General features: G+C 60.1%; 7 protein-coding genes and 3 pseudogenes. 4 read left to right on the forward strand and 6 right to left on the reverse strand.

Translation table 11 applies throughout. From position 1 onward, the window contains the following. The first annotated feature begins 100 nt into the window (after nucleotides 1–100). From fusA to F6X42_RS27435, 3 genes are all read left to right on the forward strand, one after another. Nucleotides 101–2,206, forward strand: coding sequence for an elongation factor G (fusA, locus tag F6X42_RS27425; RefSeq protein ID WP_187637193.1), 2,106 nt, complete (start codon nucleotides 101–103; stop codon nucleotides 2,204–2,206). Nucleotides 2,207–2,409: 203 nt separating this feature from the next. Then, the gene (locus F6X42_RS27430) at nucleotides 2,410–2,937 is read left to right on the forward strand and encodes a cupin domain-containing protein (protein ID WP_187637194.1); all 528 of its coding nucleotides are present in this window, start codon (nucleotides 2,410–2,412) and stop codon (nucleotides 2,935–2,937) included. A gap of 62 nt (nucleotides 2,938–2,999) precedes the next feature. Further along, nucleotides 3,000–4,019 (forward strand): HoxN/HupN/NixA family nickel/cobalt transporter, encoded by a 1,020-nt coding sequence (locus F6X42_RS27435; protein WP_187637195.1) that lies wholly within the window; start codon nucleotides 3,000–3,002, stop codon nucleotides 4,017–4,019. A gap of 80 nt (nucleotides 4,020–4,099) precedes the next feature. Here F6X42_RS27435 and F6X42_RS44250 read toward each other — a convergent pair. The 3 genes and pseudogenes from F6X42_RS44250 to F6X42_RS27450 all read right to left on the reverse strand — a co-directional run. Beyond that, a pseudogene (locus F6X42_RS44250) lies at nucleotides 4,100–4,442 on the reverse strand (transposase); the annotation flags it as partial. A gap of 111 nt (nucleotides 4,443–4,553) precedes the next feature. Then, on the reverse strand, nucleotides 4,554–5,798 hold the full coding sequence (locus tag F6X42_RS27445; RefSeq protein ID WP_187637197.1) for an HlyD family type I secretion periplasmic adaptor subunit: 1,245 nt from the start codon (nucleotides 5,796–5,798) through the stop codon (nucleotides 4,554–4,556). Further along, the gene (locus tag F6X42_RS27450) at nucleotides 5,798–8,185 is read right to left on the reverse strand and encodes a type I secretion system permease/ATPase (protein WP_187637198.1); all 2,388 of its coding nucleotides are present in this window, start codon (nucleotides 8,183–8,185) and stop codon (nucleotides 5,798–5,800) included. Before F6X42_RS27450 ends, F6X42_RS27445 begins: the two co-directional genes overlap by 1 nt. A 994-nt stretch (nucleotides 8,186–9,179) precedes the next feature. Between F6X42_RS27450 and F6X42_RS44255 the strand changes: the two are divergent. Further along, nucleotides 9,180–9,421 (forward strand): annotated as a pseudogene (locus F6X42_RS44255) (IS3 family transposase); the annotation flags it as partial. Nucleotides 9,422–9,633: 212 nt separating this feature from the next. Here F6X42_RS44255 and F6X42_RS27455 read toward each other — a convergent pair. The 3 genes and pseudogenes from F6X42_RS27455 to F6X42_RS27465 form a co-directional block, all read right to left on the reverse strand. Next, nucleotides 9,634–9,786 carry a hypothetical protein gene (locus F6X42_RS27455; RefSeq protein ID WP_187637199.1) on the reverse strand — a complete coding sequence of 51 codons (153 nt, stop codon included), beginning with the start codon at nucleotides 9,784–9,786 and terminating at the stop codon, nucleotides 9,634–9,636. A gap of 138 nt (nucleotides 9,787–9,924) precedes the next feature. Continuing rightward, nucleotides 9,925–11,163: an IS630 family transposase gene (locus F6X42_RS27460; protein WP_222945737.1), complete on the reverse strand. Its 1,239-nt coding sequence runs from the start codon at nucleotides 11,161–11,163 to the stop codon at nucleotides 9,925–9,927. A gap of 29 nt (nucleotides 11,164–11,192) precedes the next feature. After that, nucleotides 11,193–12,003 (reverse strand): annotated as a pseudogene (locus tag F6X42_RS27465) (IS5 family transposase). Nucleotides 12,004–12,220: the final 217 nt, after the last annotated feature.

Consider the following 12,220-nt stretch of genomic DNA (forward strand, 5'->3'; position numbering starts at 1 on the left):
CGCTATCCTTGTAATCTCAGTAAGCAGCACCCAGACTCCCCGGGCGGCCCACGCGGTCGCCCGGCATGCGTTTCAGGCGCGCCATTACAAGGAGATTCACGTGCCCCGCAAGACTCCCATCGAGCGCTACCGGAATATCGGCATCAGCGCCCACATCGATGCCGGCAAAACCACCACTACCGAACGGATCCTGTTCTACACCGGCGTGACCCACAAGATCGGCGAGGTTCACGACGGCGCGGCGACGATGGACTGGATGGAACAGGAGCAGGAGCGCGGCATCACGATCACGTCGGCGGCCACCACCGCGTTCTGGAAGGGCATGGCCGGCAACTATCCCGAGCATCGGATCAACATCATCGACACCCCAGGGCACGTCGACTTCACGATCGAAGTCGAGCGCTCGATGCGCGTGCTCGACGGCGCCTGCATGGTGTATGACTCGGTCGGCGGCGTGCAGCCGCAATCGGAAACCGTGTGGCGCCAGGCGAACAAGTACAAGGTGCCGCGCATCGCATTCGTCAACAAGATGGACCGCGTCGGGGCGGACTTCTTCCGCGTGCAGCGGCAGATCGGCGATCGTCTGAAGGGTGTCGCCGTGCCGATCCAGATTCCGATCGGCGCGGAAGAGCACTTCCAGGGCGTGGTCGACCTCGTCAAGATGAAGGCGATCTACTGGGACGATGACAGCCAGGGCATCAAGTTCGAGTACCGCGACATTCCGGCTGAACTCGCGGCCACCGCCAAGGAATGGCACGACAAGATGGTCGAGGCCGCGGCCGAGGCGAACGAGGAACTGCTCGAGAAATACCTCGGCGGCGAACAACTCAGCGAAGCAGAAATCAGGCACGGCATCCGCGCGCGCACGATCGCCAACGAGATCGTGCCGATGCTGTGCGGCAGCGCGTTCAAGAACAAGGGCGTGCAAGCGATGCTCGACGCGGTGATCGACTATCTGCCGTCGCCCGTCGACGTGCCTGCGATCACCGGTCACGACGAGCACGACAAGGAGATCGAGCGTCATCCCAACGACGACGATCCGTTCTCGGCGCTCGCCTTCAAGATCATGACCGACCCGTTCGTCGGCCAGCTGATCTTCTTCCGCGTGTACTCGGGCGTCGTCAATTCGGGCGACACGGTCTACAACGCGGTCAAGGAAAAAAAGGAGCGCCTCGGCCGCATCCTGCAGATGCACGCGAACGAGCGCAAGGAAATCAAGGAGGTCTACGCGGGCGACATCGCCGCGGCCGTCGGTCTGAAGGAAGCGACCACCGGCGACACGCTCTGCGATCCTAACCATGTGATCATCCTCGAAAAGATGATCTTCCCGGAGCCCGTGATCTCGCAGGCCGTCGAGCCGAAGACCAAGGCCGACCAGGAAAAGATGGGCATCGCGCTGAACCGTCTCGCGCAGGAAGATCCGTCATTCCGCGTGCAGACCGATGAGGAATCCGGACAGACGATCATCTCCGGCATGGGCGAGCTGCACCTCGAAATTCTGGTCGACCGGATGAAGCGCGAGTTCGGCGTCGAGGCGACCGTCGGCAAGCCGCAGGTCGCGTATCGTGAAACGGTGCGCAACAAGGTCGAGGACGTCGAAGGCAAGTTCGTCAAGCAGTCGGGCGGTCGCGGACAGTACGGTCACGCGGTGATCGCACTCGAGCCGAGCGCACAGGGCAAGGGCTACGAGTTCATCGACGCGATCAAGGGCGGCGTAATTCCACGCGAATTCATTCCGGCCGTCGACAAGGGCATCCAGGAAACGCTGAAGGCCGGCGTGCTGGCCGGCTATCCGGTCGTCGACGTGAAGGTCACGCTGACCTTCGGTTCGTATCACGACGTCGACTCGAACGAAAACGCGTTCCGCATGGCCGGCTCGATAGCGTTCAAGGAAGCGATGCGCAAGGCGAAGCCCGTGCTGCTCGAACCGATGATGGCCGTCGAGGTGGAAACGCCCGAGGACTTCATGGGCAACGTGATGGGCGACCTGTCGAGCCGGCGCGGCATGGTGCAGGGCATGGAAGACATCGCGGGCGGCGGCGGCAAGCTGGTGCGCGCGGAAGTGCCGCTCGCCGAGATGTTCGGCTACTCGACGTCGCTGCGCTCTGCCACCCAGGGCCGGGCGACCTACACGATGGAGTTCAAGCACTACGCCGAAACGCCGAGCAATGTCGCCGAGGCTGTGATCAACGCGAAGAAGCAATGACACTGACGCCACGGCGTTGAGCGCGACGACTCGAACCCCGCTCCCTGCGAGCGGGTTTTTTTTCGCGGCGGCCTTTGCACGGTCACGCCACGCAGCCGTTTTTTGAACGTGCCAGAATGTCGATCAGCCATGCGGCACGACCCTCAAGCGCACGACCGAAGCGAACGACTTGAACGCGGCACGCAAGCCGAGGAGGAGAGACGATGAGCCAGGATCACGAACATCCGCATTACCGGGCCGAGCACGAAACCGCCGAGGCCAGCCAACAGATCGACTGGCGCGAGCACGGCGTGAAGGTCATCCGCGGCGATCAACTCGACACCAACACCGCGCAAACGCCGGGCATGAATCGCGCGGCCGCAATCAATGCGGCGCGCGTCGGCGCGCAGAAGATCTGGGCCGGCACGGTCACGATCCATCCGAATGCAAAGACCGGCGCGCATCATCATGGCGCACTCGAAAGCGTGATTTACGTGGTGCGCGGCCAGGCACGCATGCGCTGGGGCGAGCATCTGGAGTTCACCGCCGAGGCCGGTCCCGGCGACTTCATCTTCGTGCCGCCCTATGTGCCGCATCAGGAGATCAACGCGAGCACCGACGAGCCGCTCGAATGCGTGCTCGTGCGCAGCGACAACGAAGCGGTCGTCGTCAATCTGAACATCGACGCGGTCGAGCAGCCGGAAACGGTCTACTGGGTCGATCCGATCCACAAGCATCCAGACGATCACTAAACCGCTCGCTAACCCGCTCATACAACGGCTCATTCACCTGCTCATTCATCCGCCCGCGCCACATGACGCCTCCTGCCTCGCTGCGCCCTCGCCTCGTCACGCTCTACGCGGTGCTGATCGCCGCCAACCTCGGCGCCTGGCTGTGGGCGCTGATCGCGTTTCGTCACTACCCGCTGCTGCTCGGCACCGCGCTGCTCGCGTATGGCTTCGGCCTGCGTCATGCGGTCGACGCCGACCACATTGCGGCGATTGATGCGGTCACCCGCAAGCTGATGCAGACCGGCGAGCGACCGCTCGGCATCGGGCTCGCGTTTTCGCTCGGACATTCGACGATCGTGATCGCGGCGACGGTCGGCATCGCGTGGACCACGCATTCGCTGCATGGGCGCTTCGAGAGCCTCAAGGAAGTCGGCGGCACGCTCGGCACGATGGTCTCGGCGACATTTCTGCTGGTGCTCGCCGCGGTCAATCTCGTGATCCTGCGCGACGTGTGGCGCCGCTACCGGCACGCGCAGCTCGGCGGCTCCGCGACCACACCGTCAGCCGATGCGCTCGCCCCAGCCGGGCTGCTGTCACGTGCATTGCGTCCACTGTTCCGGCTGGTCACGAAAAGCTGGCATATGTATCCGGTCGGCGCGCTGTTCGGGCTAGGCTTCGACACTGCGACCGAGGTCGGCCTTCTCGCGATCGCCGCGTCGCAGGCGAGCACCGGGCTGCCGCTCTGCTCGATCCTCGCGTTCCCGGCGCTCTTCACTGCCGGTATGACGCTCGTCGATTCGACCGACAACGTGCTAATGGTGCAAGCGTACGGCTGGGCGATGGACGACCCGAAGCGCAAGCTGTACTACAACGCGAGCATCACGTTCGTATCGGCGGTGGTCGCCATCGTGATCGGCGGCGTCGAGGCGTTGGGATTGTTGTCGGTCCGCTTCGGCTGGAGCGGCGGCGTGTGGGATGCGATCGTCGGCATCAACGATCATTTCGGCGCGCTCGGCTATGCGACCGTTGCGGCCTTCATGGCGTGCTGGATCGGCTCGGTGCTGTTTCATCGCTGGAGACGGCCGGATCCGGCGGCAAGATAAGTCGGCGGATATCTGTATCCCTAGCCGTGCAACAACGCTTCGGCTTGGTATCAACCACCGACTCGTTCTTGCGAATCGGTTCTTTCCACCAGAACTTCATTGACCAGTGCAAGCATTTGCACAGCCAGTCCGTGGGTCTCGAACAGGTAACGGAAGCGCAAAGTCAGAAGCGACGATACTGCGCTGCGCCATATACCGCTTCTTCCAAGGCTGGGTCGGACAGACCGAACCACTGCGGCACAAGATGGATCTGCACCATCGTCGATCGGGGGAACGGCGGCCGTCCTGCCTTGACCGTCGGATAGTGCGGTTCGATCAGCGAAGTGAGCCCGGACCAAGGCATAGCGCGACGCATCTCATCGAGAATTCCGGCTTACGCGTGTTCTCCGTTGTCAGGCCCAGATCCAGTCGTGGTTGCGTCATCATGGCTCTCCTCCACTCACTCCGTTCATCTCGGATGGCTCTCGGGAGGATCCACGTCAGCATTTTTGCAGACCTTCCCAACATTCCAAAAGCCTAATGTCGCAACAACGTCTAGCGCTCCCGGAACGCTTCACGCGCTTTGAAAATCGGCTTCAGCAGGTAGTCAAGGATGGTTTTCTCACCGGTACGGATGTCGACCGTCGCGACCATACCCGGCAGAATCGGTAGACTTTTCCCGCCAGCGTGCAACTCACTGGCGTCTGTCAGCACAAGCACACGGTAGTAGGTGGCGTCGGCCCGGCCCGCTGCGGCTTTCTGGTCATCCTTGAGGGTGTCAGGACTGATGTGCTCGACCTTGCCCGTCAGGCCACCGTAAATACCGTAGTCGTAGGCGCTGATCTTCACAGTGGCCGGTTGCCCGGGATGCAAGAATGCGACGTCCGCCGGCTTAATGCGTGCCTCGACGAGCAACTGATCCTCCAGTGGCACGATTTCCATGATGTGCTCGCCCGGCTGAATGACCCCCCCAATCGTATTGACGCGTACATTCTTCACCGTGCCATATACGGGCGCCACCACCGTCGTGCGCTGCAGGACATCCGCGCGACCCACCACGGTTTCGCTGGTTTGCGCCAGTTCCAGTTCCAGCTTCGTCAGCTCCGAGTTTGCATCTGCCTGAAACTTGTTCCGCCGCTCGACGATCTGCGAACGCAGATCGTTTGCCTGACGGCGCATGCGCAGCAGTTCGACTTCGGATAACAGCCCCTTGGCCGCCAGCGGCTCGGCCAGCCCGATTTCCTTGCCGGAGAGCGAGTAGCTCTTTTCCAGCGCAGCCACGCTGTCGTCCAGTGCTCGCCGTCGCGCGTTGTATGCGAGCGTCTCCTGCTTCACGACCGCAGGCACCGCCTTCACGTCGTCCGGAAACATCAGCGGTTGTCCGTACGCCTCTGCACGCAAACGCGCAATCGTCGCCTTCAGGCCGACCGATTTGGACCAAGCTTCGCGATAGCTTGTCTCCGCACGCGTTGGATCGATCTTTGCCAACACCTGGCCCTTCTTGACGATATCGCCTTCGCGTACATCTAGTTGCTCGAGAATCCCGCCCTCGAGACTTTGGATGACCTGCTCGCGGCTCTTTGAAATGATGGTCCCGTCGCCGTGCGTAATTTCTTCCACGCGAGCAAAGTGCGCCCAGGTCAGACCGACTGTCAGAATCGCAAGAATCACGTAAAGCACGATCATCGAGCCCGGAGTCGACTGCGTGAGCAGCGATTCCTTGATGTCGCTCATGAATGCGGCGTCGCCTGGAGCAAGCCCAGCATTGTTCGCGCCGCGTCTGAAAATATTGAAGTTCATTAAACTTGCTCCTCGTTCGGCACGACTGCATGCGTGCTATCGGCTTGCGCAGTGGCTGGTGAAACGACCTTTTTTTCCGCGACGATCCTGATACCCGTGGTGGTGGCTTTAGGCATCCCAGGCGTAGCGGCCAAGCCGGAAGCGGTTTCCACGCCCCCGGGCGGGGTGCGCTGTTGCAAGTTCGGCTGCCCTTCATCCACTGCAGCCGCCCCAGGCTTGCCCGACAGCGCGGCGAGGATCTTGTGCTTCGGACCGTCGGCCACGACTTTGCCTTCCTCGACGACGACAATCCGGTCGACCAGTGCCAACAAGGATGGCCGATGAGTTACGACAACGATCGCCTGCCCGACCGTTGCGCGCGCGAGGTGCTCAAGGAAAACCGCCTCGGTCTGGCTGTCCATCGCGCTGGTCGGCTCATCGAGCAACAGGAGCTGCGGTCGGGCAAGGAGGCTGCGAGCTAACGACACCAGTTGACGCTGGCCGCCGGAGATGCCTAGACCCCCTTCTCCGATCGGAAGGTTGATGCCCTTTGGATGGCGGCTGGCGAAGTGGTCAAGGCCGGTCAGACGCATCACGCGCATAAACTCGTCAGCGCTCGCTTCGGGTCGGCCGATCATCACGTTTTCGCGCAGGGTACCGTGAAAAAGACGCGCGTCCTGGCCCACGTAAGCCACCGCTTTGCGCCAGTCGGCCAGGTCAATCTGCTCGACGTCGAGACCGTCCGCGAACACCTGGCCGCCGACCGGTGCATAAAGACGCGCCATGACACGCAGCAGGGTCGATTTACCGCTACCAATGCGGCCCAGGATGGCGACCCGCTCACCGGCTTCGACGCTCAGATTGACGTCCTTGAGAATCGACGGATTTGGATGCATTGCCGGCGCGGGGTATGAGAAGCACACGTCCTTCAGCGTGACTTGTCCCGAGAGCGGTGGCTTGGGCAGATAGGTGCGTGACGGATCACGATCGACCGGCATCGCCATCAGGCTGTTCAACGAGTGCAGCGCAGCCTTCGCCTGTTGAAAGCGCAAGGCGAGTCCCATCACCTGGCCCAGCGGCGCAGTAATGCGACCGGCCAGCATCACGGTACCGATCAGTGCACCTTGCGTGAGTTCGCCTGCGGCAATTAAGTACACACCCAACACGACCAGCACCACCGTCTGCAATTGCTGCAACAAGGTGATGAAGCTCATTGCCTTGCTGGAAATCTGGCGCGACTTCATCGACGAGGATGCCGCCATCGCGCTGAAGGTCTCCCAACGCTTTTGCATATGACCTTCGCCACCCACCGCTTTGAGTGTTTCAAGACCTTCAATCGACTCGATCAGTACTCCCTGCTTGAGCGACGCTTCCTTGAGATTCTCTTTCATGAGTCGGGCAAGCGGCCACTGCACGAACAAACTCGCCCCGATGATCAACGGGATCATTAACAACGGTACCCAGCCGAGCGAGCCTCCGACCGCGAACACTACGCCCACGAAGACCAACACGAACGGCAGATCGGAAATCGCAGAGAGCGTCGCGGAGGTCGCGAAGTCTCGCACCGACTCGAACTCACGCAGTTGGTTGGCGAATGAACCAGCCGATGCCGGCTTGTGCTCCATCCGGATGGAGAGCGCTCGCCGAAATAGAAGCGTGCCCATGATGAGATCGGCCTTCTTGCCAGCGACGTCCAGCAAATGGCTACGGACATGACGAGAGATCGCTTCAAACAGGATCGCAATGCCAACCCCGATCGCGAGCGACCAGAGCGTGACGTAGGCTTGGTTCGGTACCACGCGGTCGTACACATTCATCGTGAAAAAGATGCTGGCGAGGCCGAGCACATTGATCAGCAATGCGCCGAGCGCGGCACTTGCGTAATAGCGCCGATAGCGCCACAGCGTACCCCGCAACCAGTGGCCCGCCGGTTCGACGCTGTCTCCTTCGTGCAACTCGACTCTGGCCGTCGGCTTGACCAGAATGGCGTAGCCCGCATAGATCTCATCCATTTCCTCTTGGGTGTATTCCACCGGCTCAGGGCCGATTTCCGGTACCACCACCTGATACAGAACGCGGTTTTTGGCTTCCCTATCCGGATTCGCCCGCCGACCCAGAAGCACGCATCCGCCCATGCGGTGATGCAGCAATATAACCGGCAGCACGTGCCCCGGCAGCAGTTGGAGGCGGCGCTCCACGAGGCCCGCCGTGAGACCAGCATTTGACAGAGCGCCGAGCGCCAGTGACGGCGAAAGCATCCCGCTCTTCGGCAGACCAGCCGTCAGCGCTTCCGCAGTCTTGCCACAACCGTAACGCTCGCAGATCCACATTACGGAACTGAGTAGACCGTCCTCGTTGGTGAGGGTCTGCGCCGCAGTCTGCACTTTGGGAAAAGCGTCTTGAGTCATGATCGGAACCGGTTAGATTGATCGTTGTGGCGCGACACCTGAACCGTGATCTCGACGTACAGAACGATGAAACAGTTCTTGTGGTCTAAGGTTCGATTCGGCTACTTCGCGTGATTGATGAGCGAAACAAAAAACGTGGCACTGGCTCCCATTGTCTGAAAATCAGTCAGTTGGCAAAATCGGACGGTCACCCCGACGTGGCAGGACCAGTACGAATTTGTACCTCGCCCCGCCTTTCGCCCGGGGCCGTTGAACGAAGCAGCGCTAAGCCAAGCACTTTCGTGAGTGGCGCGAAATTCAAGGCGAAAGCTCGCCACTGGCGTCTTTTGCACGTCGAATCGATACACGAAGACATCCTGAATATTGAAGAATCCTTGCGAAAAACCCCGGCAGCACGCCGGCCCGTGACCTAACACGAACCCAGGCGCTCGCGCTGTGCTCAATTCTCTCCGGCACCGATAGCTGGATCGGGAATTGGTTGTGGGGCGATGCGAAGCTGGACTGACTGCGCCGCCATGTTGTGCAGGAACACTGGCATTCGTTCGCACGGGGGCCAAGCGCAGGATCCGAAGCGGCTCGAGGCGTGCTACGTTCGCTGGATAAGTGACCTGTGTCCGCCGCTATAAGCAATCGTCAATTCCGGCGTACACGGGGGCGTTATGATCAGGCGGCCAGCGCTTGAGGAGCCGGTGTGCTTTCGACCACCGGGGTTCCGTCCTAGGTGGAAATGCGTTTTAGGAGCGGTGCGCCAGCCTCGACTGCTTTCGGGTACCCGGTTACGTACGTTCGGTGAGCCGGTTGAGCACGACGATCGCATCCGCGCGCCGCAGCATCCCAGGTCTCGGCGAGTGCCACCTTGACCTCGCCGTGCCGCGACTTCAGCATGACGCTGAGTACGCCGCCGATCTTCTGTAACCAGCAGTAGTGATGCCGTATCTATGTGAACACCTCGTCGAGCGCTGGCCACAATCTGAGCGCTGCATCATTCGGACATGGGAGCCAATACGCGAGCCAAGCGTTCCACTCAAAGCTGGGCGAATATGGCATGTGGTGCTCAATGAGTCGCAAGCAAAATTGCCGGGGTAGCGCTCCGACGGAGAGCTTCTTCGATAGACTGAAGAACGAAAGGGTCCATGCAATGGGCTATCAGATCCGTCAGGACACCGTAGCCGAATTCGTATAGCCGGTCAGTTGCTGCAGGAATGGATCCAAGCCTGGCAGACCAAAGATACGGCTGTGCTAGATCTGCTGCTCCATCATCGACGAATCAAGAAAGCGATCCATAACTCGATATGGACATTCGGGCGCATGAAAACCACCGGCACGACAGCGCGGTATCACATATTGATTTGCCCGTTACTCTGAATCGCTATCAACGCGGTCTGCAATATTGCGGGGGCACCATCACCTCTGTTGTTCTCGCGTTCGTGACCGGTGCCATACTGTATTCACTCGTAAAGGATGAGGTCGCCGAACGGTAAGCGGAATTCGTCCTGCATGACACGCCCCTGCACCCCAATGCCGGAGCGATCATTCATCGACAGTTTCTCGGAGAAGGGCGGCCGCATCGTCTTGCAGCGAAATGGTCGCTTCGCGCTCATGCTGGTACTCGTGGATATCACGGCTCAGAATCATATCGACGCTTTACCGCTGCATCCTGCAATGACCAAAGTGTTCGCATCGCAAGTCGGCACATGTATGCAAGAGCTAAGCTGGAATCGGCTTGGCAATTTTTACGCCTATAGACCCGAAACAGTTTTCGTCGCGTTTATGCCCCGCGTCAATGAATAACGCGCCAATCGACGCAAGTCATGCAACATCTGTCTGAGCCGCCCCGGATTTGATCTCAGGGTTACCCATAAGTCGCTCGTGACTGTGCGATTGAAGGGCGATGGCTTGTAAACGGTGACGACCGACGTTACTAAGCCGAAACAAAGTAACCGGACATGAATCATGCCGCGTAGCGGACTGACGGATGTTGAAACATGGATCGGACCAGGGCTGGAATCTTCTGCAGCGAGCGCAGAACCGCTCGAACACGCTGCTTGAGATGCCCCGGACCTTTGATGGCAAGCTTGCCGATCTTGTGATGTTTTGAGATAACCCCATACCAACTCGTCCGGGTTCAGATCTGGCGAGTAAGCAGGAAGGAAGAACAGACAAAGGCGCCCATCCGATTCTGCGGCAAGCTGCCGGATCGCTTTGCAACGATGTACCGGATGACCATCGGCAATCAGGAAGACAGGCGCATCAGCGGTGAGCATCAGCCGTTTGACGAAGTCGACGTACACGGAGATCTTGAAGCTGCCTTCGAAACACATGAATCGAAGTTGGCCACGCGGGCTGATCGCTGAGATCAGGTTCACCTTGAAGCGCGCGCCAGTGACTTCGACTACCGGTGTTTGACCGACCGGTGCCCAGGTCGTGCCGCTGTGATAGTCCGATCGCACCGTCGATTCGTCGACGAAGAAGATCTGTGCCCCGCAGCGTTTGGCCTGCCCGACAATGGCCGGGTATTCGTTCTGCATCCATGACTCGACCAGTTCAGGGTCGCGTTGGTAAGCACGCGCAAGCGGCCGCTGGGGTGAAAGCCCGAGCTTGCGCAGCAGTCGACCGGCAGACACCTCGGAGAGCCTGACGTTGAAATGATCGCGAATCAACTCCCGCACCATGTCTCGCGTCCACAATGCAAACTCGAACTTCATCTGCATTGGGTTCTTCGTTGTGACCGTCTGATAGACGAAGCGGATAGCCTCGGACGGCAGCTTCATCGGTCGACCAGGGATTGCCTTGGCTCGTAACGCCTCGATGCCCCCTTCGCGCCAGGCCGCCAACCACTCGTAAATACGCGCTCTCGAGAATCCCAGCGTGCGGATCACGTCCTCCGGCGACTCGCCAGCTTCGACACGCTTGACCGCCCGAATGCGGATCTCTTCCAGCGTTGCATGTGAAAGCTGCCGGCCGTCGTCCTCGCGCATCTCGCCTCTCCCTAAGCCCCTTACAAGCGTTAACAAAATGAGTTCTTCAGTTTTCGCCAGCAGATGATGCAGCAGGCGATTTTCATGAAGGCTTCATGGATGAATGCAAGACGTTCGAAGCGGATGCGCAGTCGTCGAAAGTTATGGAGCCATGAAATGGTGCGCTCGACAACCCAGCGTGTTCTGCCGAGTCCGCTGCCGTGTGGCTCGCCACGTCGAGCGATTTCAGTCACGATGCCGGCTGCGTGTAGCGGACGGCGGTATTTGTCGTGATCGTAGCCCCGGTCGCCCTGAACAATGCGGGGCTTCGAAAGCGGCCGGCCGCGCTTGCCAGCAATGGGCGGGATGGCGTCAACCAGTGGGTGAAGCTGGGTAACATCGTTACGGTTGGCGCCCGTGAGGATTACCGCGAGCGGGATGCCCTGTGCTTCGGTGATGAGATGGTGCTTTGAACCTGGTCGCGCGCGGTCCGTGGGATTCGGTCCCGTTTTTGACCTGCGCCCACTGCGCGGATCGAGGAGGAATCGACGACGACACGGGACCAGTCAATCTGGTCAGCCGCGCGCAGCTTTGCGAGCAGGACTTCATGCAGTCGGTCCCAGACGCCGGCAGCCTGCCAGTCCCGCAGACGGCGCCAGCAACTCATGCCGCTGCCGCAGCCCATCTCGCGCGGCAGCAGGTCCCAGCGCAGGCCCGTCTGCAGGATGAACAGAAGCCCGTGAGCAGCCCACGATCATCGAGCGGCTTGCGCCCTGGATAACGGCTTCGCCTTGGTTTGGGAGGGGGCAGCAATGGTTCGATGAGTGCCCAAAGTTCGTCGTCGAGTATGGGTTTAGCCATGTCCTTTTCGTCGTCGAAACAATGAAAAGGTTAACAGGATTCATCGAGAGTAAACAGCCCCTTTCTTTATTTTGTTAAGAGTTCTTAAAGGGCGCGATCAAATTTGAAGTGCAACACCTTGCTCGTGTAAGGTGTGCCAATGCAAAAAAGAAGTTACCAACAACTGCAGCCTGAAGAACGCATGACGATTGCAAGCATGAAGCAGCAGGGTTCGAGC

The sequence above is a fragment of the Paraburkholderia podalyriae genome, from assembly GCF_014397785.1.
GTDB lineage: Bacteria > Pseudomonadota > Gammaproteobacteria > Burkholderiales > Burkholderiaceae > Paraburkholderia > Paraburkholderia podalyriae.

Excerpts from the sequence above, each read along its gene's own strand:
- F6X42_RS27430 (WP_187637194.1), top strand. The coding sequence starts at position 2,410 with ATGAGCCAGGATCACGAACATCCGCATTACCGGGCCGAGCACGAAACC.
- F6X42_RS27435 (WP_187637195.1), top strand. The coding sequence starts at position 3,000 with ATGACGCCTCCTGCCTCGCTGCGCCCTCGCCTCGTCACGCTCTACGCG.
- F6X42_RS27445 (WP_187637197.1), bottom strand. The coding sequence starts at position 5,798 with ATGAACTTCAATATTTTCAGACGCGGCGCGAACAATGCTGGGCTTGCT.
- F6X42_RS27450 (WP_187637198.1), bottom strand. The coding sequence starts at position 8,185 with ATGACTCAAGACGCTTTTCCCAAAGTGCAGACTGCGGCGCAGACCCTC.
- F6X42_RS27455 (WP_187637199.1), bottom strand. The coding sequence starts at position 9,786 with ATGAGCGCGAAGCGACCATTTCGCTGCAAGACGATGCGGCCGCCCTTC.
- F6X42_RS27460 (WP_222945737.1), bottom strand. The coding sequence starts at position 11,163 with ATGCGCGAGGACGACGGCCGGCAGCTTTCACATGCAACGCTGGAAGAG.